The 25,886-nt window shown below is 73.0% G+C and carries 23 protein-coding genes; 10 read left to right on the plus strand and 13 right to left on the minus strand.

Going from position 1 to position 25,886, the window contains the following annotated elements; all coding sequences use genetic code 11:
- Positions 1 to 16: 16 nt before the first annotated feature.
- Together WFH32_RS14050 and WFH32_RS14055 are read right to left on the minus strand one after the other, a co-directional pair.
- Complete coding sequence (locus tag WFH32_RS14050; protein WP_336707945.1) at positions 17 to 2,335, minus strand: YhgE/Pip domain-containing protein; 2,319 nt, start codon at positions 2,333 to 2,335, stop codon at positions 17 to 19.
- 178 nt (positions 2,336 to 2,513) lie between these two features.
- On the minus strand, positions 2,514 to 3,455 hold the full coding sequence (locus tag WFH32_RS14055) for an ATP-binding cassette domain-containing protein (protein ID WP_191794459.1): 942 nt from the start codon (positions 3,453 to 3,455) through the stop codon (positions 2,514 to 2,516).
- A 313-nt stretch (positions 3,456 to 3,768) separates the two neighbouring features.
- On the opposite strand from WFH32_RS14055, the gene WFH32_RS14060 reads away from it, so the two are divergent.
- Both WFH32_RS14060 and WFH32_RS14065 read left to right on the plus strand, forming a co-directional pair.
- Positions 3,769 to 5,115: an NAD(P)/FAD-dependent oxidoreductase gene (locus WFH32_RS14060; RefSeq protein ID WP_138826692.1), complete on the plus strand. Its 1,347-nt coding sequence runs from the start codon at positions 3,769 to 3,771 to the stop codon at positions 5,113 to 5,115.
- Positions 5,116 to 5,429: 314 nt separating this feature from the next.
- Positions 5,430 to 6,344 (plus strand): lysylphosphatidylglycerol synthase transmembrane domain-containing protein, encoded by a 915-nt coding sequence (locus WFH32_RS14065; protein ID WP_336707948.1) that lies wholly within the window; start codon positions 5,430 to 5,432, stop codon positions 6,342 to 6,344.
- Positions 6,345 to 6,414: 70 nt separating this feature from the next.
- Here the strand turns inward: WFH32_RS14065 and WFH32_RS14070 are convergent, their stop codons facing one another.
- From WFH32_RS14070 to WFH32_RS14080, 3 genes are all read right to left on the minus strand, one after another.
- Positions 6,415 to 7,635 carry a Fic family protein gene (locus WFH32_RS14070; protein ID WP_336708084.1) on the minus strand — a complete coding sequence of 407 codons (1,221 nt, stop codon included), beginning with the start codon at positions 7,633 to 7,635 and terminating at the stop codon, positions 6,415 to 6,417.
- Positions 7,636 to 7,764: 129 nt separating this feature from the next.
- Complete coding sequence (locus WFH32_RS14075; RefSeq protein WP_336707950.1) at positions 7,765 to 9,888, minus strand: MMPL family transporter; 2,124 nt, start codon at positions 9,886 to 9,888, stop codon at positions 7,765 to 7,767.
- Between the two features lie 77 nt (positions 9,889 to 9,965).
- A complete protein-coding gene (locus WFH32_RS14080) occupies positions 9,966 to 11,444 on the minus strand; it encodes an amino acid permease (RefSeq protein ID WP_191794464.1) in 1,479 nt (492 codons plus the stop codon).
- 180 nt (positions 11,445 to 11,624) lie between these two features.
- On the opposite strand from WFH32_RS14080, the gene WFH32_RS14085 reads away from it, so the two are divergent.
- The 5 genes from WFH32_RS14085 (at position 11,625) to WFH32_RS14105 (ending at position 15,152) form a co-directional block, all read left to right on the plus strand.
- On the plus strand, positions 11,625 to 12,047 hold the full coding sequence (locus WFH32_RS14085; protein ID WP_191794465.1) for an organic hydroperoxide resistance protein: 423 nt from the start codon (positions 11,625 to 11,627) through the stop codon (positions 12,045 to 12,047).
- An 82-nt stretch (positions 12,048 to 12,129) separates the two neighbouring features.
- Positions 12,130 to 12,768, plus strand: coding sequence for an SDR family oxidoreductase (locus WFH32_RS14090; protein WP_191794466.1), 639 nt, complete (start codon positions 12,130 to 12,132; stop codon positions 12,766 to 12,768).
- Positions 12,769 to 13,033: 265 nt separating this feature from the next.
- A complete protein-coding gene (locus tag WFH32_RS14095) occupies positions 13,034 to 13,651 on the plus strand; it encodes a class I SAM-dependent methyltransferase (RefSeq protein ID WP_318243948.1) in 618 nt (205 codons plus the stop codon).
- A gap of 144 nt (positions 13,652 to 13,795) precedes the next feature.
- A complete protein-coding gene (locus WFH32_RS14100; RefSeq protein WP_336707957.1) occupies positions 13,796 to 14,596 on the plus strand; it encodes an excalibur calcium-binding domain-containing protein in 801 nt (266 codons plus the stop codon).
- A gap of 139 nt (positions 14,597 to 14,735) precedes the next feature.
- Positions 14,736 to 15,152: an Hsp20/alpha crystallin family protein gene (locus WFH32_RS14105; protein WP_336707958.1), complete on the plus strand. Its 417-nt coding sequence runs from the start codon at positions 14,736 to 14,738 to the stop codon at positions 15,150 to 15,152.
- A 144-nt stretch (positions 15,153 to 15,296) separates the two neighbouring features.
- Here WFH32_RS14105 and WFH32_RS14110 read toward each other — a convergent pair whose 3' ends face one another.
- Positions 15,297 to 16,142: an SDR family NAD(P)-dependent oxidoreductase gene (locus WFH32_RS14110; protein WP_191794468.1), complete on the minus strand. Its 846-nt coding sequence runs from the start codon at positions 16,140 to 16,142 to the stop codon at positions 15,297 to 15,299.
- Between the two features lie 100 nt (positions 16,143 to 16,242).
- Positions 16,243 to 17,328, minus strand: coding sequence for a hypothetical protein (locus tag WFH32_RS14115; RefSeq protein ID WP_336707960.1), 1,086 nt, complete (start codon positions 17,326 to 17,328; stop codon positions 16,243 to 16,245).
- 124 nt (positions 17,329 to 17,452) lie between these two features.
- Here WFH32_RS14115 and WFH32_RS14120 point away from each other — a divergent pair, with 124 nt between their 5' ends.
- Positions 17,453 to 18,415, plus strand: coding sequence for a hypothetical protein (locus WFH32_RS14120; RefSeq protein WP_336707961.1), 963 nt, complete (start codon positions 17,453 to 17,455; stop codon positions 18,413 to 18,415).
- A gap of 69 nt (positions 18,416 to 18,484) precedes the next feature.
- Here the strand turns inward: WFH32_RS14120 and WFH32_RS14125 are convergent, their stop codons facing one another.
- Entirely contained in the window at positions 18,485 to 18,760 is a 276-nt protein-coding gene (locus WFH32_RS14125) for a hypothetical protein (protein WP_336707963.1), read from the minus strand.
- Positions 18,761 to 18,892: 132 nt separating this feature from the next.
- Between WFH32_RS14125 and WFH32_RS14130 the strand changes: the two genes are divergently transcribed.
- Positions 18,893 to 20,404 (plus strand): exonuclease domain-containing protein, encoded by a 1,512-nt coding sequence (locus tag WFH32_RS14130; RefSeq protein ID WP_336707965.1) that lies wholly within the window; start codon positions 18,893 to 18,895, stop codon positions 20,402 to 20,404.
- Between the two features lie 15 nt (positions 20,405 to 20,419).
- On the opposite strand, the gene WFH32_RS14135 is transcribed toward WFH32_RS14130, so the two are convergent.
- The 3 genes from WFH32_RS14135 to WFH32_RS14140 form a co-directional block, all read right to left on the minus strand.
- Positions 20,420 to 21,142, minus strand: coding sequence for a hypothetical protein (locus WFH32_RS14135; RefSeq protein ID WP_336707967.1), 723 nt, complete (start codon positions 21,140 to 21,142; stop codon positions 20,420 to 20,422).
- Between the two features lie 292 nt (positions 21,143 to 21,434).
- Entirely contained in the window at positions 21,435 to 22,439 is a 1,005-nt protein-coding gene (locus WFH32_RS19310) for an HNH endonuclease (protein ID WP_442946342.1), read from the minus strand.
- A gap of 78 nt (positions 22,440 to 22,517) precedes the next feature.
- Complete coding sequence (locus WFH32_RS14140) at positions 22,518 to 23,357, minus strand: VOC family protein (protein WP_336707969.1); 840 nt, start codon at positions 23,355 to 23,357, stop codon at positions 22,518 to 22,520.
- 217 nt (positions 23,358 to 23,574) lie between these two features.
- Here WFH32_RS14140 and WFH32_RS14145 point away from each other — a divergent pair, with 217 nt between their 5' ends.
- Positions 23,575 to 24,615 (plus strand): ADP-ribosylglycohydrolase family protein, encoded by a 1,041-nt coding sequence (locus WFH32_RS14145; protein WP_336707971.1) that lies wholly within the window; start codon positions 23,575 to 23,577, stop codon positions 24,613 to 24,615.
- 46 nt (positions 24,616 to 24,661) lie between these two features.
- On the opposite strand, the gene WFH32_RS14150 is transcribed toward WFH32_RS14145, so the two are convergent.
- Both WFH32_RS14150 and WFH32_RS14155 read right to left on the minus strand, forming a co-directional pair.
- Complete coding sequence (locus WFH32_RS14150; protein ID WP_336707973.1) at positions 24,662 to 25,171, minus strand: hypothetical protein; 510 nt, start codon at positions 25,169 to 25,171, stop codon at positions 24,662 to 24,664.
- Between the two features lie 158 nt (positions 25,172 to 25,329).
- Positions 25,330 to 25,659 carry a nucleotidyltransferase family protein gene (locus tag WFH32_RS14155; protein ID WP_336707974.1) on the minus strand — a complete coding sequence of 110 codons (330 nt, stop codon included), beginning with the start codon at positions 25,657 to 25,659 and terminating at the stop codon, positions 25,330 to 25,332.
- Positions 25,660 to 25,886 lie beyond the last annotated feature (227 nt).

Consider the following 25,886-nt stretch of genomic DNA (forward strand, 5'->3'; position numbering starts at 1 on the left):
TCCAGCCTCTTCGTCGTCAGATCTCGAGCGCCGGGTGCAGGCGGTCGAGGGTCCAGGTGCGCATGCGGCCCGCCCGCCAGGCGCTGATCGCCAGCGACGCTAGCAGCAGCACGCCGAGGTAGACCACCGCGAACCAGAGCCGTCCGTCGACGCCGCCCGTGATGGTCTGGCGCAGCCCGTCGACGGCGTAGCTCATGGGCAGTAGCGGGTGGATGGCCTGGAAGAACGCGGGCGTGGTCTGCACGGGGTAGGTGCCGCCCGAGGACGCGAGCTGCAGCATGAGGAGCGCCAGGATCGCGACCTTGCCCGCGGCCGGGCCGAGCAGCGCCATGAGGGCCTGCTGGAGCGCGAGGAACGTCGCGGCGACGAGCGTCGTGAACGCGAGCGTCCCGAGCGCGTGCGTCATGTCGAGGCCGACGCCCCAGTGGATGACGGCGAGCATCACGGCGACCTGCGCGAACCCGATGCACAGCGCGGGCAGGAACCCCGCGAGCGTGGTCCGCAGGCCCGAGGCGGGCGTCGCGAGGGCCCGCGAGGGCAGCGGACGCATGAGCAGCCAGGTGATGAGCGCCCCCACGAACAGGGCGAGCGGGATGAAGAACGGCGCGAACCCTTCGCCGAACCCCTCGGCCTCGGCCAGGTCGTGGTCCGCGACGGTCACGGGGGCCGCGATGACGTCGGCGCGCTGCTCGCGCAGGGCGGTGCCGTCGTCGGGGATGGCCTCGGACCCCTCCGCGAGCTTGTCGGTCAGGGTCTGCGCACCGTCGGTGAGCTGTGCCCCGCCGTCGGCGACCTGCGTGGCGCCGTCGGCCAGGGTGGTGGTGCCCTCGGCGAGCGCCCCGGCGCCGACCGCGGCGGACTGTGCGCCGTCGGCGAGCTGCTGGGCGCCCGAGTAGAGGGACGAGGTACCGGCGGCGAGCGTGCCCGCCCCGGTCGCGAGCGAGGCGTTCCCGGCCGCGAGGTCCGAGGCACCGCCGCGCAGGGTCGTGAGGCCGCTGCTCAGGTTCGCGGCACCGGCGGCCACGCCGTCGACGCCGTCACGGACGGTCTGCGTGCCCGACCCCGGGTGGAGCTGCGCGTCGATCTGCGCCGCTCCGGCCGAGGCCGCCTTGAGGCCGGTCGAGAGAGCGGGCAGCCCGGCCGCGACCTGCTTCGAGCCGTCGGCGAGGGTCTGGAGCCCGGCCGCGCTCTGGGCGAGCTCGGCGTCCGAGGGGAGCTGGCCGAGGGCCTGCTGGTTCGCGGCCGCGAGCGCCTGCGCCCGGGGGTCGGCGGAGGCGCCGAGCGTCGCGGCGTTCTGCTGGAGCAGCGCGCGGAGCGTGGGGACGCTGCCCGTGAGCGAGGTGACCTGTCCTTGGACCTGCGCGACGCCGTCGGACACCTGCTGGGCGCCCGCGGCGGCCTTGTCCGCCCCGGCCACGAGCCCGTCGGGCGCCGTGAAGCCCGCGACGAGCTTCTGCGAGCCGTCGGCGAGCTGGACCATGCCCGACTGCGTCGTGGCCGCACCGGCCGCGAGGGCCGAGGCCCCGTCGGCCGCGGAGGACGCACCGGCGGCGAGCTTCGAGGCGCCCGCGCTCGCCGACGACGCGCCCTGGGACAGGGCTCCCGCGCCTGTCGCGAGCTGCCCGGCGCCCGCCACGGCGGACCCGGCGCCGTCGGCGAGGCGGTCGATCCCGGCCGCGAGCGTGCCCGCGCCGTCGGCGGCGGACGTCGCGCCGTCGGCGACCTGCGTCGCGCCGTCCGTGAGCTGGCCGCTCGCCGTGGTGAGCGTGAGCGCACCGTCGGAGGCCTGCGCGAACCCGTCACGCGCGCTGCCGAGGCCCACGAGGACCTTGTCGACGGCCTGCGCGCCGATCTCCTCGCGCACCGCGCCCTGGACCTGTGTCATGGCGCTGCGGCCCAGGGTCGTGGCGAGGAACGAGTTCGCGTCGTTGTACGTGACCATGAGCTGCGCGGACTGCGGGTCGTCGCCCGCGGCGCTCGCGATGCCTTCGGAGAAGCCCTCGGGGATGGTCAGCGCGAAGTAGTAGGTGCCGTCCTTGACGCCCTTCTCGGCCTCGGCCGCGTCGACGCGCGCCCACTCGAGGTCGCCCGAGTCGACGAGCGTGGACGTGACCTCCTCGCCGGCGTCCAGGCGCTCACCGTCCACCTCGGTGCCGGTGTCGGCGTTGACGATCGCGACGGGCAGCTTGTCGAGGTTGCCGGTCGGGTCCCAGAAGGCCCACAGGTACATGGCCCCGTAGAGCAGGGGCACGAAGATCATCGCGCCCACGGCGAGCTTGGGCAGGAGGCCGCGGCGGAAGCGCCGCAGCTCCGTACCGGTGGAGGTCCAGGACATCACGAGAGGTGTTTCCGTTCTGTTCGTGCGAAGGATGGGGCCCGACGGCGGAGCGTGGGCGGGGAGGTGCGGGTCGCCGAGGGTGACCGGATCGAGGGCCGACGGTGACGCGGCGTCACCCTCGGCGGGTCAGGCCGTCACCCTCGGCGGAGGGGACGGTCACCCTCGGAGGGAAGGGTCAGGCCGGGACGAGCTGCGGGCCCGTCGCGAGGCGCACGACGTGCGGGGTGCGACCCCAGCGCATCGCGTCGACCTCGCCCGCGGAGGCGACCGAGCCGATCACGGTCAGGCCCGTGGCCGCGAGGGCTTCGAGGCGCTCCCAGACGATCTGGCGGCGGGCCGAGTCGTGGACCTGGTCGAGGTCGTCGACCACGAGCAGCTCGGGGTCCTGGGCCAGGGCGATCGCGATCCGCAGGAGCATGGCGTCGACCTCGTCGAGGTCCCAGACCATGGCGTCGAGCGCGGGCAGCTCGCGGCGACCGAACACGGGGCGGGCCACGCGCTCGTACACCTCTGGGGTGACCTTGGGGGTCCGGCGGTACCAGGGTGCGAGCCACGTGAGGCGTTCGCGTACCGAGTCCCCGACCGTGACCGCGTCGTCGAGCTCGTCGATCCCGTGGAAGCCGGCGATCGCGGCGCGGCGCTGGACCGCGGTGCGGCGCGCGCGGCGCCCCGTGAGGTTCTCGCCGAGCACGACGAGCCAGCCGTCGGGGGTGTGGTCGGGGGCCATACGGCCCGCGAGGGTCAGGAGCAGGCTCGAGCGGCCGGCGCCCTGCGGACCTTGGAGGACGACGACCTCGCCGGCCGGGATCTCCAGGTCGACGGGGCCGTAGACGAGGCCGCGTGGGCCGTGGAGCTGGAGGTCGTAGGCGCTGACGGCGTGCGGGGGCGTGCCGTTGCCGAGCGGCGGGGTGTCGGGTTCGGCGATCTCGCCGCCGAGCGGGCCGCGCAGGGTCAGGTCGTCGGCGATGTCCGCGGCGGCGACCTCTCCGTGCGGGAGGTGCGCGACGTCGTCGGGCCTGCTGACGTTCGTCGCAGCGCCGGGGACGGGTGCTGTGGTCGGGGCCTGCACGAGGTACGTGGCCTCGTCGCTGCTGTGCCGTGCGACGGGCTGGTTCATGGGGGTTCCTCCGAGAGTTCTGAGTCCCGATCACTCTTTTAGACTGACCGGTCAGTTCGAAGTTACGCTCCGAGGGCCCCGGTTGTCCACACGACGTCAGATACCCGGGCCCGTGATCCCCGTCACGCAGGGCCCACGAGACAGGTGCTCCGGTCCGAGACGGACCCTCGCGCCACGGTCCGCAGCACCCGTCTCGGACCGGCGCGCCCATCTCGCCTCCCTCTCGCCCTCGCCCCCCGAGCGACATACGCTCGTGCCCCGGACCACCCGGCACATCGTCGTGTCGCACACGAGACGTATCGAGAGGCACACAGTGAACGACGGCACCGCCGCGCACCCCGCACCCACCGGGGCACAGCTCCCCCACGTCGTCGTCGTGGGCGGCGGGTTCGCGGGCCTCGCGACGGTCAAGGCGCTCGCGGGCGCGCCCGTGCGCGTCACGCTGATCGACCGTCGCGTCTACAACACGTTCCAGCCGCTGCTCTACCAGGTGGCCACGGGCGGCCTGAACCCGGGCGACGTCACGTACTTCCTGCGCGCGCTGCGGCTGGGACAGCGCAACGTGCGCGTGGTCCACGAGCACCTCGTGGGCCTCGACCCGCACACCAAGACGCTCCGGCTGCTCAACGACGAGGAGATCCGCTACGACTACCTCGTCCTGGCCAACGGCGTCACGACCAACTTCTTCGGCACCCCCGGCGCCAAGGAGCACGCGTTCGCGATGTACTCGCGCTCGCAGGCGCTGAAGATCCGCGACACCCTGTTCGTCCGCCTCGAGAAGTCCGCGGCCTCACCGGGGACCGACGACGGCCTGCGCGTCGTCGTCGTGGGCGGCGGCTCGACGGGCGTCGAGGTCGCGGGAGCCCTCGCCGAGCTCCGCACGCAGGGCCTCGCACCCGCGTACCCGGAGATCCACGGCGACGCGTTCAGCGTCAAGATCGTCCAGCGCGGCACCGAGCTCATCAAGCCTTTCCCCGCGAAGCTGCGCACGTACGCGGCGCGCGAGCTCCAGCGTCGCGGGGTGGACCTGCACCTGGGCGCGGGCGTCGCGAAGGTCCTGCCCGACGGCGTCGAGCTCACCGACGGCGACTTCATCCGCTCGGACCTCACGATCTGGGCCGCGGGCGTCGCCCCGCACGAGGAGGTCTCGCGCTGGAACCTGCCCCTGGGCGACGGCGGGCGCATCCGCGTGGGCGACGACCTGCAGGTCGAGGGGTTCCCGGACCACTTCGCGGCGGGGGACGTCGCGGTCTCGCCTGCGGGCCTGCCGCAGCTCGCCCAGCCAGCGATCCAGTCGGGCAAGGTCGTGGGGCGCAACGTCCGCGCGCTCGTCGAGGGCCGCCCGACGACGTCGCTCAGGTACCTCGACAAGGGCACCATGGCCGTCATCGGGCGCCGAGCGGCCGTCGCGGACATCGCCGGGAAGCTGCGCCTGACCCGCGGGACCGCGTGGTTGGCGTGGCTGTTCGTGCACATCATGAGCCTCATCGGACCGCGCAACCGCCTGACGACGCTCGCGGGGCTCGTGACCCGCTACGGTTTCCCGTTCCACCGCCGACCGGTGCCGATCGTGGGCGACGTCCCGACCGTCCGGCCGCCCAAGGGCTGGGTGCCCGCGGACGGTCCCGCGCCGCTGCCCGAGGTCACGCCGAACGACTGACCGCGTGACCACCCGGTCGCCCGGTCACCCGGTCACCCGCCGCCGAGTGTGCAGTTCGGATCGCCTCCAGCCGCCAGGGACGACCCGAACTGCACACTCGACGGGACGGCCCGCCCCGTGCGTCGGTAGGGTCACGGGACGGCCCGCACATCCTCGGCAAGGAGCTCGTCATCACGCACGCACCCGACCCCGAGCCCCGGGCTGCGGTCCCAGAGGCGCAGGCCACCCCGAGCCAGGCCCCGGAGCGGGCCCCGGACCAGAGCCCGGCCCCGGCCCCGAAGCCCGCCCGGTCCCCCCGGAGCCACGCCCTGCGCGTGCTCGTGTGGTTCGTGCTCATCGGCGGGCTCACGTACGTCGTCATCCCGGAGATCAGCGAGATCCCGCGCATGGGCGAGGCCCTGCGCGACGCACAGCCGGCGTGGGCGCTCCTGGCCGTGTTCTTCGCCGCGACGGGGTTCTTCGCCGCCGCGGCGTCGCTCGCCGCGTGCTCCCCGAGGCACCTGCCGTTCCTGCGGACCACCCGCGTGCAGCTCGCGAACGCGTTCGCGGGCACTGCGACCCCGGCGAGCGTCGGGTCGCTCGCGCTCAACGTCCGTTACCTGTCGAAGTCGGGCATGAGCACGGCGCTCGCGACGGGCACGGTCGCGCTCCAGAGCATCGTGCAGGTCCTGGTCCACCTCGTGCTCCTGACGGTGCTGGCGCTCGTCGCGGGGCGCAGCATCGACCGCCACGTGCCGGGCTGGGCGAAGTGGGCGCTGCTCGCCGCGGTGGTCGCGGTCGTCGTCACGGGCGTCGTGGTGCTCGCCGTGCCGCGGTTCCGGCACGCGGTCCGCACGTACGCGCGCGACGACGTGCTGCCCGCGTTCCGTCAGCTCGGCGGGCTCGCGAAGGACCCTCGCCGGCTCTCCCTCGCGGTCCTGGGTGCGATGGGGACCACGGTGTCCTCGGCCGCGACCCTGTGGGCCTGCCTCCTGGCGCTCGGCGGCGGCAACGACCCGATCGCCGCGGCGTTCTCGACCATGGTCGGGCAGACGCTCGCGTCCGCGGCCCCGACCCCGGGCGGTGTGGGCGTGGTCGAGGCCGCGCTCACGGGCGGGCTCGTGAGCTTCGGGATCGCGTCGACGATCGCCCTGCCCGCGGTCCTGCTCTACCGGCTGATCTCGTGCTGGGTCCCGGTCCTGCTGGGCTGGATCACGCTGCGCCGGCTCCAGCGCGAGGACGTGGTCTGACCCCTGCCCGACGGCGCCGCTCCCCTGGGAGGCGCGCCCCGCCGTCGGGCACGCACCGCAGGGTCTCCGGTCAGCGCCGACGGATGCTCTGCGCGAACACGTCCAGCACGGCCAGGATGCCGTCGTGCTGCCAGATGCGGTTGCGTTGCTTGCCGGTGCGCTCCTGGAGCACACCGGCATCGGAGAGCTGGTTCAACGCGCGCTGCGCCGTGACGGTGTTCATCTGCAACCTGCTGGTCAGGAACGCTGCGTTGACCACGGGGTGCGCAACCAGATGAGGGACGACCCTCCAGGCCGCGGCCTGAGGGCGCAGGTTCCCCAGCTGTTCCTTCGCCTGAGAGATCTGCGCCGCCAGGTCGTCGACGAGCTGCGTACCGGACCGCGCGGCGTAGCGACCTGCACGAGCGAGCTGCTCGACGATCGGCCGAGCGTCCCCTTCGCGAAAGGCCGTCAGCGACTCGAAGTACGCCTCGGTGTCGACCAGGAGCCCCGCCGAGACGGGGGCGGTCGTGTGTCGGACCGTCCCCTTGGATCGGAGCAGTGCGTGGACGAGGGCGCGGCCCGTGCGTCCGTTGCCGTCGACGAACGGGTGGATCGTCTCGAACTGCGCGTGGGCGACGGCCGCCTGGACCAGGACGGGGAGGTCGTCCCGGCGCATGAACTCGACCAGGTCGCTCATCGCGGGCGCGACCAGCTCCGCCTGGGGGGCGACGTGCGAGGCTCCACGTGGACTGATGCTGCTGGTTCCCACCCAGACCAGCCCGTCGCGGTATCTCCCTGCATGCTGCTCCCAGCCGCGCTGCCCCGAGAGGAGCTCGTGCTGCATGGTGAGGATCGCGGACTCGTCCAGCCGGTCGGCCAGCACGAGCGCCGCCTCCATCGCGCGCACGTTGGCCACGACCGTTTGCGCGTTGGTGCTCGTGGGCTGGTCGATCTCTGCCAGGGCGAGCTGCCTGGCACCCACCGTGAGGTTCTCGATCTGGGAGGACGACGCCGACTCCGTGCGCAGCAGCACCGACGCCATAGGGCCCAGTGCGGGGCTGTCCACACCGAGCGCGGCACGTGCGTAGGCGTCGAAGCGCGTGAGCTCGGACGTGGCGACCTCGACGTCGGCAGCGAGGTCGCTCGGGACGTCGGGAGCCAGGCCGACGATCTTGGCGGGAACCGTCGAGGCATACGGGCCGGATCCGGCAGATACCTGTGCGCGCGTGGACAGCCCGTCGTTCTCTGCCACCCAGACGTGCTCCTCGTGGCCGACCGGCGCGATCGCGAGGGGCAGCGGATCTGTCATCACCGCTCCATAGTACTTACAGTTTTGCCGAAACTGTAAGTAAGGAGAAGGGGTGAGCACAGTTCCCGACGGCGCCGCTCCCCTGGGAGGCGCGCCCCGCCGTCGGGCGCGGGTCTTCCTGGCCGGGTGCTACTCGCGGACCGGTGCGCCGGTCGGGACCACCGGGGCCTCCTCGACCGGCACGTCCTCCTTGCGGCCCAGGGCGCTCGGCCACCACATGTGCCGCCCCACGTCGAGGTTGAGGGCCGTGACGAGCACCGACCGGACGACGAGCGTGTCGAGCAGGACGCCGAACGCGACCGCGAACCCGATCTCCGCGAACGCGACCACGGGCAGCGTGCCCAGCACCGCGAAGGTCCCCGCGAGCACGAGCCCGGCCGACGTGATGACCGCGCCCGTCGCGGCCAGCCCGACGAGCGCCCCTCGCCGCGTCCCGACGCGCAGCGACTCCTCGCGCACCCGGGTCATGAGGAAGATGTTGTAGTCGATCCCGAGCGCGACGAGGAACACGAACACGAACAGCGGCAGCGAGGTGTCGGCGCCCTCGAACCCGAACACGTACCGGAACACGAGCGCGCTCACGCCGAGGGCCGCGGTGAAGGACAGCACGACCGTCGCGACCAGGATGAGCGGGGCCGTGATCGCGCGCAGGAGCAGCGCGAGGATGACCAGCACGGTCAGCAGGATGATCGGGATGATGAGCATGTTGTCCGCGGCCGAGGCGCGCTGGACGTCGAGCGTGATCGCGCTCGCCCCGCCCACCTGGGCGTCGGCGTCCGGGACCGCGTGGACCGCGTCCCGGACCCGGTCGACCGTGTCGTAGGCCGCCTGCGAGTCCGGCTCGGACGTGAGCGTGCCCTCCATGTACGCGTAGCCGCCCGCGGTCACGGGCTCGGTCACGGTCGAGGCGTCGATGCCCTCGGTGCCCGCGAACGCGTCGTGCACCGCGGCCACAGCGGTGGGCGACGAGTCGTCCGCGACGACCACCACGGGCGACCCCGACCCCGCGGGGAAGTGTTCGCTCAGGACCTGCTCCCCCACGATCGACGGCTGCTCCCCGCGGAACGACTCGGCGCTCGAGAGCCCGTTCGCGTCGAGCTGCGTGATGCCCAGTCCCAGCACGGCCAGGACGATCGACGTCACGACCCACACGCGCCGGGGCCGGTGGGAGATGCGCGTCCCGAGCCGCGCCCAGACGCCGTGCTCGGTCGGTTCGTCGTCTCCCAGGTGCGGCACGCGCGGCCAGAAGACCCACCGGCCCGTCGCGACGAGCAGCGCGGGCAGCAGGGTCAGCATGACGAGCAGCGCGACCACGATCCCGACCGCCGCGACCGGCCCCAGCCCTGCCGTCGAGCTCATCTGCGCGAACAGCAGGCACAGCATGCCGATCGCGACCGTCGCGCCGCTCGCGACGATCGCCGGGCCCGCGCGGTGCAGCGCGAGCGACATGGCCTCGTGCCGGTCCTCGTGGCGACGGAGCTCTTCCCGGTAGCGCGCGACGAGCAGCAGGGCGTAGTCCGTCCCCGCGCCGAAGACCAGGACCGTGAGGATGCCCGCGCTCTGCGCGTTCACCGTCAGGCCGGTCGTGTCGGCCAGGACGTAGACCACGGCCTGCGACACCGTCAGCGCGACGCCCGCCGAGACCACGGGCAGGAGCCACAGCGTGGGGCTGCGGTAGGTCAGCAGCAGGATCACGATCACGACGCCCGCGGCCGCGTACAGCAGCGTCGAGTCGATGCCCTCGAACGCCTTGGAGGAGTCCGCGGCCGCGCCCGCCGGGCCCGTCACGTGGACGTCCATGCCGTTCGCGCCGTCCTCCGCGGTCGCGCGCAGGTCCGCGACGGCGTCCGCCGCGAGGTTCCAGCCCTCGCTGCCCAGGTCGAGGGGCACGATCACCTGGGCGGCCTGCCCGTCCTCGGACGGGATCGGCCCGACGACGTCCCCGTCCAGGGTGTCGAGCTCGCCGAAGGTCACGACGTCCTGGGAGACCTTGGCCAGGTCCTCGGGGGTGAGGCCCGACTCTCGCACGTAGACCAGGACCGCCGGGATCGTGTTGGGCGACGTGAAGCTGCTCGCGACGTCGAGCACCTGGGTCGACTCGGCGTTGGCCGGGAGCCACGACTTGGCGTCGTTGTCCTGCGCGCCCGTGAGCTTGCCCGCCAGCGGCGCGGTCAGGGCCAGGACGACCGCCCAGAAGGCGATGACGACCCACTTGGCGTAGCGGTGCGTGATCCAGCCGGCGATGCGAGACATGGGTTCTCCCCGAGACTCCCGGTGCTCCCTGGCGCGAGATTCCAGCGCACACCCGCGAGGGGGCGGGTGTCAACGGGTCAGGACCCGGCGTCGGCCCGCTCGGTCCGCTTCCGCAGCCGCGACCGCACCGCGTAGATCCCGACGATGACGCCCACGAGCACGAGCGTCGACACGAGCTGGACGCGCGCGGCGTCGTCGAACAGCATGAGGACGATCAGTCCCGCGAGCCCTGCGAGCGTCGCCCAGGTGAGCCCCGGGTAGGCCCACATACGCAGCGTCATCTTGTCCGCACCGCCCGCGGCGGCCTCGATGCGCGGGCGCAGCCGGAGCTGGGAGACCGCGATGAACACCCAGATGACGAGCAGCGCCGAGCCCACGGCGTTGAGCAGGATGCCGAGGACCTCGCCCGGCAGCAGCCAGTTGAGCCCCACGGACACGAGGCCGAAGAACACCGACAGCAGCACCGCGACCCACGGGACGCCGGTCGGCGACACCTTGGTCAGGGCGCGGTGTCCGTCGCCGCGGCCCGCGAGCGAGAACGCCATGCGGGACGTCCCGTAGACGTTCGCGTTGAACGCCGACAGGAGCGCGACGACCACGACGGCCTCCATGAGGCGGGCCGCGCCGGGCAGCCCCGCGAGGTCGAGCACCGCGACGAACGGGCCGCTCAGCAGCTCGGGGGCGTCCCACGGCAGGACGAGCGCCATGATCGCGACCGCGCCCACGTAGAAGAAGAGGATGCGCCACACGATCGAGCGGGTCGCGGTCACGATGGCCTTCTGCGGCTCGCGGGCCTCGGCTGCGGCGATCGTCACGATCTCGATCCCGCCGAACGCGAAGACCACGACGAGCAGCCCCGCCGCGATACCCGGCAGGCCGTGAGGGGCGAAACCCGCGAGCGAGGCCGGGTCGCCGAAGATGTTGGTCGTCCCCACGGGGTCGGTGCCGGGCAGCCAGCCCAGGACGAGCAGCACGCCGATCGCGAGGAACGCCACGATCGCGGCGACCTTGATGAACGCGAACCAGAACTCGAACTCGCCGAAGTGCTTGACGCCCCACAGGTTCACGACCGCGAACGCCGCCACGAACACGAGCGCGACGACCCACTGCGGCACGCCCGGGACCCATCCGGACACGATCTGCGAGGCGCCCGTGATCTCGGCGCCGAGCACCATGATGAGCGTGAACCAGTAGAGCCAGCCCATCGTGAAACCGGCCCAGCGGCCCAGCGCGGTCTCGGCGTACACCGAGAAGGAACCGCTCGACGGCACGGCCGACGCCATCTCGGCGAGCATCCGCATGACGAGGATGACGAGCAGGCCCGCGACGGCGTACGAGACCAGGACGGCGGGTCCCGCGGTCGCGATCCCGACGCCGCTGCCGAGGAACAGGCCGGCCCCGATCGCGGACCCCAGGCCCATCATCGTCAGGTGCCGGGTGCGCAGGCCGTGGGAGAGCTGCTCGGTGGTGCCGGGCGCTGCGGGGTGCGCGGCGTCGTCGGGCAGGGCGGGGGAAGCGCTGTCAGGTGTGCCCGACGGCGTAGGTGCGTTGCTCATGGGGGTGCGGTCTGTCCGTGCTCGAGGGGGGTTGCCGAGATGGCGGCCGTTCCACGGTACCCGCACCCGGGGGGCGAGGAGCGAGCCCGCTGCGCTCTGCGCGAACCGACCGCGCTCTGTTGCCCCGAGCGACATACGTTCGAAGGGTTCGCCCGACCGCCCCACCCTGGAGGTAGCACGATGAAGGTTCTCTACACCGCGGAAGCACTCGCCACCGGAGAGGGCCGCAACGGTCACGTCCGGTCGACCGACGGTCGGGTCGACCTCGACGTGGCCGTTCCCAAGGAGATGGGAGGCAGCGGCGACGGCTCCAACCCCGAGCAGCTCTTCGCCGCGGGCTACGCAGCCTGCTTCCACTCCGCCCTGCTGGGCGTCGCGCGACAGCGCAAGATCGCGGTCGCCGACTCGGCCATCGGCGCGAGCGTCTCGATCGGCCCGCTCGAGGGCGGTGGCTACACCCTCGCCGTCCACCTCGAGGCCAGCCTGCCCGGCGTCGAGCGTGACGTGGCCCAGGAGCTCGTCGAGCAGGCGCACCAGGTGTGCCCCTACTCGAACGCGACACGCGGCAACATCGAGGTGACCGTGGCCGTGGTCGAGGAGTAGCCCGGCCCCTCCCCGGCGAGCGGGGAGCGCCCGCGCGGTGCACGGTGGAGGGAGCACCGTCACCGACACCCCGAGGAGAACCATGAACGTCGCCCTGATCGGAGCCCACGGCAAGGTGGGCCGCCTGGTCGTCCCCATCCTCGCCGACCACAAGATCGAGGTCAGCGGGATCGTGCGGCACGAGTCGCAGCTCCCGCTCGTCGAGGAGCTCGGCGGCACGCCGCTGCTGCTCGACGTCGAGAACGCGACGACCGAGGAGATCACCGAGGCCCTGCGCGGGCACGACGCCGTGGTGTGGTCCGCCGGGGCCGGCGGCGGGGACCCCGACCGGACCTACGCCGTCGACCGCGACGCCGCGATCCGTTCGATCGACGCGGCCGCGGCCGCGGGCGTCTCGCGCTACGTCATGGTGTCGTGGATCGGCTCGGTGCCGGACCACGGCATCGCGAAGGACGACAGCTTCTTCCCGTACGCCGACGCCAAGCTCGCGGCCGACGACCACCTGCGGGGGACCGACCTCGACTGGACGATCCTGGGTCCCGGCACGCTGACGAACGACGAGGCGACCGGCACGATCACGGTCGACGCGCACGAGGGGAAGACCTCGCGTGGCAACGTCGCCCTCGTCGTCGCGCAGGCCCTGCGCTCGCCGTCGACCGTGGGGCAGTTCGTCCGTTTCGTCGACGGCGAGACGCCGGTCCTGGAGGTGTTCGGCCGCTAGGCCGCTACCCGGGGTGCCGAGAACGGGGTTGAGGTCGTCCTGACGCCGATGCCGACCTCGATCCCGTTCTCGACCGCAGGCTGGTCCCTGGTCGGCAGGTGGGGTGGTCCGGTCGGTGAGACCGGGTCGCGTCTGCCCTGGACGGCTCCAGGGGTGGTACCCGGTGGGGGTACGGTCGAAGGTGCGACGGTCGGCTCTCGTGCCGGTCGCCGCACGACACGACACTCGACCCTGAACGCCTCCGCCCGACCCCGAGGAGCAACCGGTGAGCAAGGCCAACCCCACCCGCTGGGAGCAGAAGACCGCCGTGAACCCGTCCCACTCGACCTGGTACGTCGAGCGGTTCCGCGCCATGGCAGCCCAGGGCGCCGACCTCGCGGGCGAGGCCCGGCTGGTCGACGCGATGGTTCCCCGCGGCGCCCGCATCCTCGACGCCGGCAGCGGACCGGGGCGCGTCGGCGCCGAGCTCGCGGCGCGCGGGCACGTCGTGGTGGGGGTCGACGTCGACCCCGTGCTCATCGAGGCCGCCGAGACGGACCACCCCGGTTCGACGTGGCTCGTCGGGGACATCGCTGAGCTCGACCTGCCCGCGGCGGGCGTCGCCGAGCCGTTCGACGTGATCGTGTGCGCCGGGAACGTCGTCACCTTCCTCGCGCCGGGCACCGAGGTCGAGGTCCTGCGCCGCTTCCGTGCCCACCTGGCGCCGGGCGGTCGGGCCGTCGTCGGGTTCGGAGCGGGGCGCGGGTACGCGTTCGACGCGTTCTTCGCCGACGCCGCCGAGGCCGGGCTCGAGGTCCAGCTCAAGCTCTCGACGTGGGACCTGCGGCCGTTCGCCGAGGACGGCGACTTCCTCGTCGCAGTGCTGGGAGTGCCAGGGGCCTGACGGGCCATGGTCCGCATCGGGGGATTTCACCCCCTCCACGATCCTGACACGAGGACTCTTCTCCCCTAGCCTCCGGGTGTCGACCGACCAGCGGTCGACACCGGCACCGCCGCGCGTGTGCCCGCTCGACGAGGAGCCGATCCCATGACCGTTCGCTTCAACCCGCCCCCGGGCTGGCCCACCCCGCCCGAGGGCTGGACCCCCGACCCGAGCTGGACACCCGACCCTCGCTGGCCGGCGAAACCCGCCGACTGGCCGCTCTGGGTCGAGGAACCCGCAACGACCGAGCCGACCGAGCAGACCATGGCGCTGCCGGTCGCGAGCCTCGCCGGTGGCGGAGCGTTCGCCCCCGGCCGCCACGACGGCCGCACGCGGCGCATCGTTCTCGTCGCTTTCCTGTGCCTCGCCTTCCTGATCGTCGGGCTGCTGATGGGCGCGGGGACCTCGGGCTCGCGGCTCGCCGCCGCCGAGGCCACCCTGGGCGAGGCCACGGAGGCTCGCACCTCCCTGGACGAGGACCGCGCGGCACTCACGACCGCCCAGGACGAGCTGGGCGCCGCTCAGACCGACATCACGGCTCGAGAGGAGGCCGTGGTCGCGAAGGAGGCCGAGCTCGTGACCCGCGAGTCGGCCACCGTGACGGCCGAGGTGGACCTCCAGGCCCGGCTGACCGCGGTCGAAGGACGCGAGGGAGCGGTCACTGCGGCCGAGGCAGACCTCCAGGCGCGGAGCGCGGCCACGGGTCGCTCGGGTGCGTCGTCGAGCACGCCGAAGGAGCCCACGCCGGACGCGCCCGCCGGGATCGCCGGGGGGACCGGTGGCGGTGCAGTGTCGTACGCGAACTGCGACGCGGTCCGGGCGGCCGGCAAGGCGCCGATCCGGCTCGGGGAGCCCGGTTACAGCAAGAAGCTGGACCGCGACGGCGACGGGGTGGGCTGCGAGTAGCTCCCCCCGCGAGGGGCCCCGGTCGGCGCGCCCTCCCGGGGGCGCGGTCGTTCATCCAGGGCGAACGCCGATCTGGAATTGAGCGGAGGCGACTCAAGTTGTATCGGTCAGAGGTTCCGCACCGACCGAAGGAGTCACCATGACCACCACCCTGACCACCGCCCCCGCGTTCGACCGCGTCCTCCGCGACCTGCTCACCGCCCGCCCCGTGGCAGGCGTCCCGGCCCACGCCGACGTCTTCCAGGACGGCGACGACCTGGTCGCCCGCTTCGACCTGCCGGGCATCGACCCGGCCCAGGACGTCACGGTCGAGGTCGAGGGCCGCAAGCTCGTCGTGCGCGGCGAGCGCAAGGACGAGCGGGCCGAGGAGGCCGAGGGCCGTCGCGTCCGCGAGGTCCGCTACGGCGCGTTCCACCGCGTCGTGACCCTGCCCAAGCCCGCCGACGCGAGCGCCATCAGCGCCCGGTACGACGCAGGCGTCCTGACCGTCACCGTCTCCGGCGTCTACGCCGGCACGACGCCGCAGCGCATCGAGGTCACGACCTCCGCGTCATGACGGTCTTCCAGACCTCCCCGCCGCCGGTCACCCCCCTTCGGCCTGCGGTGCGGTGAGTCGACGGGCCCGGTGCGAGAGCACCGGGCCCGTCGTGCTGTCCGGGGACCGTCGGGGGCCGGGGCCGGGACCTTCACGACGCAGCCCTCAGGCCGCCGCCCCCGGGGCGCCGTCAGCGGCGACCATCTCCACACTCCGTTCCCACAGGTCGGCCGCGAGCCGTGGGTCGCTCACGAGCGGGTGGGTCGTCGCGACCTTGCGCTTGACGTAGTAGCTCCCCGGCTGCCAGTCGACGCCCGGGGTCGTCGTCGCGAGCCACACGAGCGTGTCGGCGCCCTTGGCCGACGACGTGAGGAAGCGGCTCAGCACCGTCTGGTACATGACGCGCATGCTGCTCGTCGAGGTCGCGGCGAAGTTGGTCGCGACCACGCCCGGGTGGAACGCCGCGGCTGAGATCCCAGCCGCGCGGTACCGACGGTCGAGCTCGCGCGTGAACAGGTTCACGGCGAGCTTCGCGTTGCCGTACGCGGTGTTGGGTGCGTACGACCGCTCGGACTCGAGGTCGTCGACGTGGAAGTCGCTGAACAGCCGGTGCGCGGCGCTGCTCGTGCTGACGACGCTCGCGTGGCTCTCCTCCAACCGGTCGAGCAGCAGCGTCGTGAGGAGGAACGGTGCGAGGTGGTTGACCTGGAACGTCAGCTCGTGGCCGTCCTCGGAGACCTGTCGATCGGCCATGATGCCGCCCGCGTTGTTCGCGAGGACGTCGATCCGCTCGTAGCGGTCGCGCAGCTGCGCGGCGAGCGACCGCACCTCGGCGAGCCGCGCGAAGTCGGCCACGAAGAAGTCGGCGCCCAGCTCGCGCGCGACCGCCGAGGTCTTCTCGGGCGAGCGCCCCACCACCACGACCTCGTGCCCGTCCTCGGCGAGCGCCCGGGCCGCCGCCGCCCCGATCCCGTCGCTCGCTCCGGTGATGACGATCGTCCTGCGTGCCATGTGCCGTCCCGCCTCGTGTCGTGCCGTCGCCGTGCCCCTCTCGGAGCGTAGACCGCGCGCGGGGGCCGGGCAGGGCGGCGCGGTCGCCGCCCGGGCCGGGCTACGCCGTCGGGCCGGTGTCTCGCGTGAAGCGGTCCCGTAGTCCCAGCGCGGTCGAGCGCCACGCCGCGGCCCGCTTGATCGTCGCGCCCATCTCGCCCTCGTCGACAGGGACGTGCACGACCGGTACGCCACGCTCGGCCGCGAGCGCGAGCATCGCGTCGGTCGAGCCGGGGAACGCGAGCTGCAGCAGGACCGACGTCGTGCTCGCCTGCCGTTCGCCCTCGCCGATGCGGCGCTTGTAGCAGATCTCGGACACGGTCCGCCGCGTGAACGAGGCTGCCTTGGACCCCGCGTCGCCGTCCGGCGCGTCGTCCGTCGTGCCGTCCGTCGTGCCGCCGGTCGTGCCGCCGGTCGTCAGGAGGTGAGCGGCGTCGTCGGGCAGCGGGACGACCGTCAGGTACAGCGACACGAGCAGCTCCGAGACCTTGCCCAGGACCCAGCCGCGCCCCGGCACGCGCGGGATCACACGCAGGTACTGCGCGAAGTTCGCCTCGAGGGCGTCGGCCGACAGGCTCGACCACGCGGGCTGCGTGCGCACCTCGAGGACACGCTCCCAGTCGATCGCGTCGCCGTCGAACCCGACCTCGCGTGGCCCGACGTGCACGGCCCCGAACCGGTCGAGCAGCTCGAGCGGCCTGGTCGCGAAGCGCGGCACCAGCGGGACCTGGCGCACGAGCCCCGCGACCGAGGCGTCCCAGTGGTCGGTGAGCGGCAGGACGGGTCGCGGGTACGCGTCCAGGGCGCGGGCGACCCAACCGGTGACCAGGGCGTCGAGGCGCGGCCTGCCCTCGGCCTCGTCACGGCCCGACGGCGGAGCGTCGGCCGCGTCGTCGGGGGCGGGATCGGCGGTGGGTTCGGCGGTGGGGTCGGTAGTGGCGGCCTCGCCGGTGGCGGCGTCGGGCCGTCGTCGTCCGGGCAGCGTCGCAGGGAGCTGCGGGATGCGGAGCCTGGGTCGCACAGGAGCCTGGACGGCATCGGGTGCCGCGTCCGGCGCCGCGTCCGGCAGCACGACGTCCGCGACCGACGGCTCCGTCGTGGCGTCGGGCTCACCACGGGCGGTCATCACCGACGGTTCCTGGTCCATGGGCTCCCCTGCACGTCGACGACCGGGCGCCCCGGGCCGGGCGCGGTCAACCCCGGACCCTACCCTCTGCGGGCCGCCGGGTTCCCGGAGGGTGCCCGCTCGCGAACGGTGCGACGCTGGACCGATGAGCGAGGAGCCCGACGCGACCGGCGATCAGGTGATCGACCGGCTGTTCGCCCTGCCCCTCGACGAGTTCGTCGCCGCACGGAACGCCGCGGCCAAGCAGGCGACCGCCGCCGGGGACGCCGTGGGTGCCGCACGCCTGAACGCGCTGACCAAGCCGACCGTCGCCGCATGGGTCGTCAACCAGGTGGCCCGCGCCCACCCCGAGGAGGTCGGTAGCCTCGTCGCGCTCGGCGACGACCTGCGCGCCGCGACCGAGGCGCGCGACCGGATGCGGCTGACCGAGCTCGACCGCGACCGCCGACGCCAGGTCGACGCGCTGGTCGGGGACGTCTCAGCAGCGGGCGAGGTCCGCGGGCGGACCGTGTCCGGCGAGGTGCTGCGGCGCCTGGGCGAGACGCTCACCGCCGCCGTCATGGACCGTGACGCCGGGACGCTCGTGCAGGCCGGGCGCCTGACGCAGGCGCTGCAGTACGTCGGGTTCGGGATCGTCGACGAGTCCGGAGAGAGCGCCGACGTCGTGTCGTTGAGCGCGGAGCGAGAGGCCCGGCGCCGCGGAACGGGGGCGCGCTCGCAAATCGCCGAGCACCAGGCCGCGGAGGCTCCTCCACCCGTGCCCGAGCACCCGGGATCGGACACCACCCTCGCGGACGCGGAACGCGAGGTCGCCGCGGCGGCCGCGGAGATCGACCGTCTCGAAGGACGCCGCGACCAGGCCGCCGACGTCGTGCGGGAGGCGAGCGACGCCGTCGGGCCGCTGGACGCGCGACTCAGCGCGCTCGACGAGCAGATCGCCCGGCTCACCGCCGAACGCGACGACACGCTCGCGGCGCTCGACGAGGCGCGGAGTGCGCTCGCCGCGGCGGAGGAGGACCTGGCCGCCGTCGACCGCGACCTCGAGGGCGCCGAGGCGAAGGCCGAGGAGGCGAGGCGTCGCCGACGGGCGGCGCGGACGAAGGGCTGAGCCGGGCGGCGTGACGCCTTGGCGAGTGCTGGGGCGTTTCGGGCGCGGCGGGCCGCGGCGCCCGACGCGTCAGTCGTCCGAGGGCGGGGCCGTGCGCTCGGGGATCTGGACCCGGATCGACACGTCGTTCTCGCCGAGTTCCGGGGGCGTCGCGGGGTCGGTGGGGGTCGGTGACGGCGTGGGCGTCGGCGACGGGGTGACCGGCGGGGTCGTCGGCGAGGGCGTCGGGGAGCTCGTCGAGGAGGGGGTCGGCGAGGGCTGCCCGGGCCCCGTCTCCCCGCCCTTGCAGCCTGTGAGCACGGCGACGGACAGCAGGACTGTGGTCGTGATGGCGGCAGTGCGCACTACGGCTCCCCGATGAATTGGTATGTCCGTCCAGGTTAAAAACGATTCGCGCGTCTCGCTCGGCGAGAACTCCCTCGACGCCTTCTATGCGCGGACTTCACCCCGCAGCCCGGACCTGGCACGCTGTCCCCCGTGCCCGGATTCGCCGTGATCGACCTCGAGACCACAGGGTTCTCGCCCCGCCAGCACGACCGCATCGCCGAGGTCGCCGTCGTCCTCACCGACGCCGCCGGCCGCGTCCAGGACGAGTGGTGCACGCTCGTCAACCCCGAGCGCGACCTCGGACCCCAGCACGTGCACGGCATCAGCGCGGCAGACGTCGGGCTCGCGCCCACGTTCGCCGTCGTCGCGCCGCACCTCGCGCGGCTCCTCGAAGGGCGCGTGATCGTCGCGCACAACGCAAGCTTCGACACCCGGTTCCTGCGCGCCGAGCTCGGCCGCGTCGGCCTGCCCGTGGGGATCGACCCGCTCGCGTGCCTGTGCACCATGCGCCTCGCCGGGACGTTCCTGCCGTCCGCGCCGCGCGGGCTCGCGATCTGCTGCGAGCTCGCCGGGGTCGTGCACGACGGCGCCCACTCCGCCCTCGGGGACGCGCGCGCCACGGCCGGACTCCTCGAGCACTACCTCGGGCTCGACGACACCGACCCGCTCTGGGCCGTCGCGCACGAGGCGTCCGCGACGCACTCATGGCCTGGGCTTCCGGCGGCTGCCGACTTCGTCCCCGTGCTGCGCGGCGCGAGCCGCCCAACCGGCCACTGGCTGTCCGGCCTGTCCGACCGCCTCGACCGCGTCCCCTTCCCACCCCAGGCCGACGACTACCTCGCGCTCCTCGACCTCGCCCTGCTCGACCGGTACGTGTCCTTCACCGAGCGCGGGGCACTGCTCGCCGCCGCCGACGAGGCAGGGCTCAGCCGCGCGCAGGTCGAGTCGCTGCACCACGGGTACCTCGACGCGCTCGCGCGGGTGGCGCTCACGGACGGAGTGCTCTCCGACAGCGAGGTCGCCGACCTCCACGAGGTCGCTGGCCAGCTCGGCATGGACGCCGACGACGTCGCGGCGGCGGTCGCGCGCGCGGGGCGCGGCGTGCTGATCGGGGCGAGCACCCTGCCCGACGGCGGTATGCACCTGGGCGTGACGCCTGCCGTTCTCGGCGGAGCTCCCGACGCCGGAGCGCACCCGGGCGCGGAGGCGAGCGGCGCCGTCGGGCTGGGGGCTGGCCGCAGTGCTGACGGCGGGCCGGCCGGGGGTGCGGACACGGCCGTGGTGGTCGCGCCCACCACGAACGGTGCCGGCGCCCCGGACGCCGCGGTCGTCGACGGGGAGGCCGCCGTGCTGGTCGCGGTGACTCCGATCGCGGCGACTCCGGCCGTGGCGAGCGTGGCTGACCGGCCGCGGTTCAGACTGGCGCGGGGCGACGAGATCGTGCTGACCGGGGCCATGACGCGACCGCGCGAGGACTGGGAGCGTGAGGCGCGGGGCGCCGGGCTCGCACCCTGGCCGAACGTCACCAAGCGCACGCGCGTCGTCATCGCCGCCGACCCGGACTCGCTGTCCGGCAAGGCGCGCACGGCTCGGCGGTACGGGATCCCGGTCGTGAGCGAGCGGGTGTTCGAGGAGCTGCTGGGGCGGGTCACGGTCGGCTGACCTCTCCGGGGGAGGTCATGCCAACGCTGCTTCGTCGGGCGCCGACGGTTCCCACGAAGCGGTGACGTAGTGCGTCGTCGGCGGGGTCCGCGCCCAGCTGAGACCCTGCACGATCGGTGAGACCCGGTCGACGACGCGGAACTCGCCGTCGACCACGCACACCTGCCGCGGCCGGTGGCGCCCCGGGAGATACCCCTGCGCGAACTCACCACTGCGCACGTCGACCAGCCGCGCGCCCGTCCAGTGCGCGTACCGGACGGCCTCGACGAGCTCCACCACGCGGCCACCCGGCACCGCGTCGGCCCGGAGGAACAGGCGCGCCCACCGGCGCCGGCTGCGCGCGACGAACCACGCCGGGCCGGCGACCGGGGCGAGGAGCAGCGTGCCGACGACGACCATCTGCATCGTGCTGGTGGCCGACGACACCGGTTCCCCGCCGACCTGGACCGCGAGATGCGGGCCGACGAGGAACGCGGCGAGCGGCAAGGGAGAGAGGAAGACCGCCACGAACGGCAGCAGCAGGCCGACGAGGGTCGGTCGGAACCAGTAGTGGGTGGCGAACCACGGAAGGTAGAGGGCGAGCAGCACAACGCCGACACCCCCGTTGTACGCCAGGCCCTCGTCGCCGCGCACGATCCCCGCGATCCAGATCACCAGGACCGAGACGAGACCCGCGACGACGAGCCCCGTGAGCACCAGGCCCGCGGTAGCCCACAGCCGTGTGACGGTCGTACCCATTCCGACTCCCCCTGTCGTTGACGCCCAGGCCGCTCGGCGCGTGCGCCACGGGACAGGACCGGCGCGCGACGCGCGCCCTGGGACCATCGTGGTGGTGCTACCGGGTGCGGTCGCGGTTGTCCACAGGGGTCAGACGGCCTCGATCTCGCAGCCACGCTCGGGGCACGGGGCAGTCTGGCGTCGGCCGTCACGAGCACCGCGTCGAGACGTTCCGCGAGCGCGACGTACGCGGCGTCGTCGGCGCGCAGGCGGGCCCCGCAGCCCTACCGCCATTCTGGGGCCCTGGCGCCATCTACCTTCGTCGACGATCGCGCCAGGCCTGAGTCGCGAGTTTGAAATGGCTGTGTAGCAGGTCCACTCGCGGCCGGCGCGATTCCTCAACGACCAGACTCCTCCCCGATAGATCGCGAAGGAGAGCAAAGCGCTCGAGCAGGCCCGGATCCACTCGGGCTTGCCACGTCATTGGATCGATAGTAAGGACGAGTCGGTCGAAAAGGCGATGAACGTCGGCCCGGAAGAGCAGGCCGCTCTGAAGGTCATGCCGAGGATCCTCCGAAAAAGGATAGAGATGGGCCGCATCAAGAATCTGCTCCGGCTGCGGGCCAGTCACCGCACAGACCGCCCCAAAGCGCCCAATAAGGGCCTGTCGGAACTTGGACTGCCCTCGACGGACTTTTGCAGCAGACTCCAGGAACCCCCCTTCCAAGGAACCGATCGCACGCGAAGCCTGGACAAAGAACTCCCCATCGACGCCAGCAAGACGGTTGATCAACCGCTCCGCACGCTCCGTATCCAGTCGCCGAATAGCATTCTGCCGGTCCCCGGACGCATAGACGTCCCGCAAATGAAAGATAGGAGCCGGGGACGGCAGGGGAACCCACCAGCGACCATAGTGGGAAACATATTCCGTGACAACTAGCGGCTCGCTGCGCGGGGAATCGAAGACCGCTTTACACTTCAAGCAGCGATACTTGGGCAGCCTTGTCTTCCGCGGACCTATAGAGGCGAGACCGCACTCTGGACATCTTTGCATGAGCTTGTGTCCCAACGTCGCATCAATTCGCTCCGCGATGCCGAATCCGTAGATCAACTGAGCGTCCCGAATGACGAGAACATCCCCTTCGGAGACCTGGGAACTATTGACTACGTTCGAATTGTACTCATAACGCTCTCCAAAGCGATCGCCATACAGGGCATCCTCGCTCGACGCAAACACCTTGGAGTAACAACTCCAGACCGACCGTCCCATTGCACCCCGACTCGATCGATGACGTGCTGAGAGCCTAGCCGGTCCCATGATGCCTAGTGATCAGTGAGCACCTCTGTCGGGCCGACGGATAGATGGGCGCGCCAACCGGTTCTGGGACGGGTCTTCCTATCCCCACTCCTGCGGCGCGAACTGCGACAGCGTCAGCTCTGCTCCCTGCGGGTCGCGCACCACGGCCTCGCGCACCCATTCGTTCTCCGACGTCGCCAGCACGACCCCACCGGCCCGCTCGGCCGCGGTCGCGCTCTCGTCCCGGTCGGCGACGGAGAACGCCACGTCCCAGCGCGCTGGGCCGGACACGCGTGCGACTCCCGCGGCGACGTCGGCGAACCTCGGCGGTGCGAACTCCTGCCGCTCGTGGATGCCGGGATCGACGGTCCGTGCGAGGTGGTCGCCATAGCCCGGGACGCGGAACATCCCGGCGCCGAGCTCGGGGTCGAGCTCCCACCCGAGCAGCGGACCGTAGAAGTCGAGGGCGCGGTCGGGGTCGGGGGTGAGGAGGTTGCTGAAGTTCCAGGTCCCCGGCTCGTTGACGCGTTGGGCGCCGAGGCGCGTGCCGGCCTGCCACAGGCGGAACCGTGCGCCCTGCGGGTCCTGGACCGAGGCCATGCGTCCGGGTGGGCCGACGATCTCGGGGCCGGAGAGCAGCACGCCGCCGTCGGCCGCGACCGCCCCGGCCGTCACGCCGATGTCGTCGACCGCGACGTAGGTGATCCACTCGGGCGTCGCGTCGCTCCCGTCGGGCGGGGAGGCGATCGCCGCGACGTCCCGCTCGTCGAGCGAGGCGACGACGTAGCGCCCGGGTGCGCCGGGCGGCATCTTGTCGGTGAACGTCCACCCGAACAGGGCGCCGTAGAACGCGGTGGCGGCGTCGACGTCGGGCTGCTCGGTGTCCACCCAGCACGGCACCCCGTGCGGGTACGTGCGGGGCTGCGTCGGTGAGCTCATGACGACCTTCCCGGTCCCGCACGGTGCGGGGCCTCCCGCATCCCACCTTCCCAGCCGCCGCCGACACGGGCCTCCGGAGGAGTGCGCGAACGCCGAGCGTGCAGTTCGGGTGGTCCGAACGCCCCGGAGACAGCCCCAACTGCACACTCGGCGGGCACTGCGCTCGTCACTCAGCCCCCGCTGCTCCCCGAGGTCCTGCGCCCCCTACGCTCTCCCCGTGACCACTCACCTCGCCCCCGACCTCCTCGACCGTGCCGCAGGCGTCCTCGTCGTGCAGGCGTGCGGCGACGCCCTGGGCGTCCCGTACGAGTTCGCGACGCCGCCCCGCGCCGACGAGGCCGCGGTCATGCGCGGCGGTGGGCTCGGCCCCTACGCACCCGGCGAGTGGAGCGACGACACGCAGATGGCGGTGTGCGTCGCTCGCGTCGCGGCACAGGGTCGGGGACTGACGACCGAGGGCCCGCTCGACGACGTCGCCGCGGCCTTCGAGGCGTGGCTCACCGGGGGCGCGTCCGACGTCGGCACGCAGACCGCCGCCGTCCTGAGGAACGCCGCGCACCTCCCCGGGCGACCGGCCGCGAGGTTGCGCGCGGCGAGCCAGGCCCTCCACGTCTCGACGGGCCGGACAGCGGGCAACGGTGCGCTCATGCGCACCGGGATCGTCGGGGTGGTCGCCCTGGACGACCGCACCGAGACGGCCCGCGCAGCCCGCGCCGTCGCCGAGCTCACGCACACCGACCCGCTCGCGGGCGAGTCCTGCGTGCTGTGGTCGGAGGCGGTCCGGGTCGCGATCACTCAGGGGATGCTCGACGTCCGCACGGGACTCGACCTCCTGCCGCCCGGTCGACGGACTCTCTGGGCGGCATGGATCGCGGACGCCGAGCAGGATCGTCCCACCGCCGACCTCGGGGCCAACGGTTTCACGGTCACGGCGTTCCAGGCCGCGTGGCACGCGATCGCCTCCACCAAGGTGCCCGACGGCGGAGCCCAACTGGAGCGCGACGGCTCGGCTGCGTCGTCGGGCGCCGTGGCCGAGCGCGCGCCGCACACCCTGCGCGCGCTGCAGGCAGCAGTCAGGATCGGGGGCGACACCGACACGGTGGCCGCCATCGCGGGGGCGCTCCTCGGCGCGCGCTACGGGACGAGCGACCTCCCCGCCGAGTGGCTCGACCTGGTCCACGGCTGGCCGGGGCTCGATGCCGAGGGCCTCGGCGAGCTTGCCCACGCGACTGCCCGACGCGGCAGGAGCATCCCCTGACCCGAGCACCCGGCCCGGGGGCGAGCACCGTGGTGAAGACCGACGCCTAGCCTTCCTCCCACCCCGGGCACCCCGCCGCCTCACCGCGCAGCACCGATCCCCCGGACACCCCTACCTCGGTGTGCCCGGTCGAGCGGAGCGTGAGGACGGCGCCGTTGGCGTCCTCGGCCGAGAGGAACGCCCAGCCGCCGGTGGGTGACTCGTTCTCGTGGAGGGCGTGGAACCCGTGCTCGGTCAGGACGGCGTCGAGGGTGTCGACGACCTGTGCCCAGGAGCCGTCGATGCTGATCGGCTCCTCGGCGCGCCACCCCGGGGTCCAGAACGGGCACCGGCCCTCGGCGACCTCCCACACGATCGGCGCCCGCTCGACGGACGTCCACTCACGGGGTCCGGCTTCGTCGTCGACCACCTCACGGACGTCGGCGAGGACGGCGCCGTAGTGCTCGGGCGCGTCAGCGAGCGTGACCGCCGCGGGTGCCGCCGAGCCGTTCCCGCCGCAGCCCGCCACGAGCGCGGCCGCCAGCACCGCGCTCAGGACGCCCCCCTCGCATGGCACCCCCCGCACTGCGTCCGAGGCTCCAGCGCGGAGCCGGGGCGACCATACCGACCGCCCCGGTCCGCCGGAGACTTGTCCACAGGAGCGCCCCGCGACGTGCCGCCGCAGGATGCCCAGGTGGTGCAGCGCTTCCTCGGCCCGTTCCCGGTCTCCGCGCTTCACAGCGGGATCGACTCGATCGTCGCCGCGACCTCCGGCCGGAGCGCGCGGGCCGGTACGACGTCCACCCGACGCCCGAGGAGCTCCCCGAGCTCGACCTCGAGCGCACCCAGCGCGAACAGTCCGACACTGGCCTCCAGGTCCACCAGGAGATCGACGTCCGACTCGGCCGTGTCCTCGCCTCGGGCCACCGAGCCGAAGAGTCTGACGTTTGCGGCTCCGTGCTTCGCCGCAACCCGGACGACCGCTGCACGTTCCTCCATGACACGGTCGAGGAGGGTCTGCTCCTCGACGACCTCGTCCGCGGTCTTCGTTGCGACACGCTGCAACCGATGGACCTCGGGCTGGCTCCGACCGATCGACGCACCGATCCGTCGCTGGCTCCATCCCAGGTCCGTCGCCTGTCGGACCGCCCGGACGAGCGACGAACGCGCCTCGTCCCGCGCCGCGTCGGCCCGACGCGCCACCCGTCCGAGGTGGGCAGCAAAGGCCCTCTCGACCGGCGACGAGTGATCCTCTGACAACCGCCCCACCTCCTGATAGCACAACCTATCAG

It is taken from the genome of Oerskovia sp. USHLN155 (genome assembly GCF_037145535.1).
Lineage (GTDB): Bacteria > Actinomycetota > Actinomycetes > Actinomycetales > Cellulomonadaceae > Oerskovia > Oerskovia rustica.

What these genes read in the sequence shown, in the direction of transcription:
- WFH32_RS14050 (WP_336707945.1), bottom strand. Translation starts at nt 2,335, where the DNA reads ATGTCCTGGACCTCCACCGGTACGGAGCTGCGGCGCTTCCGCCGCGGC.
- WFH32_RS14055 (WP_191794459.1), bottom strand. Translation starts at nt 3,455, where the DNA reads ATGAACCAGCCCGTCGCACGGCACAGCAGCGACGAGGCCACGTACCTC.
- WFH32_RS14070 (WP_336708084.1), bottom strand. Translation starts at nt 7,635, where the DNA reads ATGACAGATCCGCTGCCCCTCGCGATCGCGCCGGTCGGCCACGAGGAG.
- WFH32_RS14075 (WP_336707950.1), bottom strand. Translation starts at nt 9,888, where the DNA reads ATGTCTCGCATCGCCGGCTGGATCACGCACCGCTACGCCAAGTGGGTC.
- WFH32_RS14080 (WP_191794464.1), bottom strand. Translation starts at nt 11,444, where the DNA reads ATGAGCAACGCACCTACGCCGTCGGGCACACCTGACAGCGCTTCCCCC.
- WFH32_RS14085 (WP_191794465.1), top strand. Translation starts at nt 11,625, where the DNA reads ATGAAGGTTCTCTACACCGCGGAAGCACTCGCCACCGGAGAGGGCCGC.
- WFH32_RS14090 (WP_191794466.1), top strand. Translation starts at nt 12,130, where the DNA reads ATGAACGTCGCCCTGATCGGAGCCCACGGCAAGGTGGGCCGCCTGGTC.
- WFH32_RS14100 (WP_336707957.1), top strand. Translation starts at nt 13,796, where the DNA reads ATGACCGTTCGCTTCAACCCGCCCCCGGGCTGGCCCACCCCGCCCGAG.
- WFH32_RS14105 (WP_336707958.1), top strand. Translation starts at nt 14,736, where the DNA reads ATGACCACCACCCTGACCACCGCCCCCGCGTTCGACCGCGTCCTCCGC.
- WFH32_RS14110 (WP_191794468.1), bottom strand. Translation starts at nt 16,142, where the DNA reads ATGGCACGCAGGACGATCGTCATCACCGGAGCGAGCGACGGGATCGGG.
- WFH32_RS14115 (WP_336707960.1), bottom strand. Translation starts at nt 17,328, where the DNA reads ATGGACCAGGAACCGTCGGTGATGACCGCCCGTGGTGAGCCCGACGCC.
- WFH32_RS14120 (WP_336707961.1), top strand. Translation starts at nt 17,453, where the DNA reads ATGAGCGAGGAGCCCGACGCGACCGGCGATCAGGTGATCGACCGGCTG.
- WFH32_RS14135 (WP_336707967.1), bottom strand. Translation starts at nt 21,142, where the DNA reads ATGGGTACGACCGTCACACGGCTGTGGGCTACCGCGGGCCTGGTGCTC.
- WFH32_RS19310 (WP_442946342.1), bottom strand. Translation starts at nt 22,439, where the DNA reads ATGGGACCGGCTAGGCTCTCAGCACGTCATCGATCGAGTCGGGGTGCA.
- WFH32_RS14140 (WP_336707969.1), bottom strand. Translation starts at nt 23,357, where the DNA reads ATGAGCTCACCGACGCAGCCCCGCACGTACCCGCACGGGGTGCCGTGC.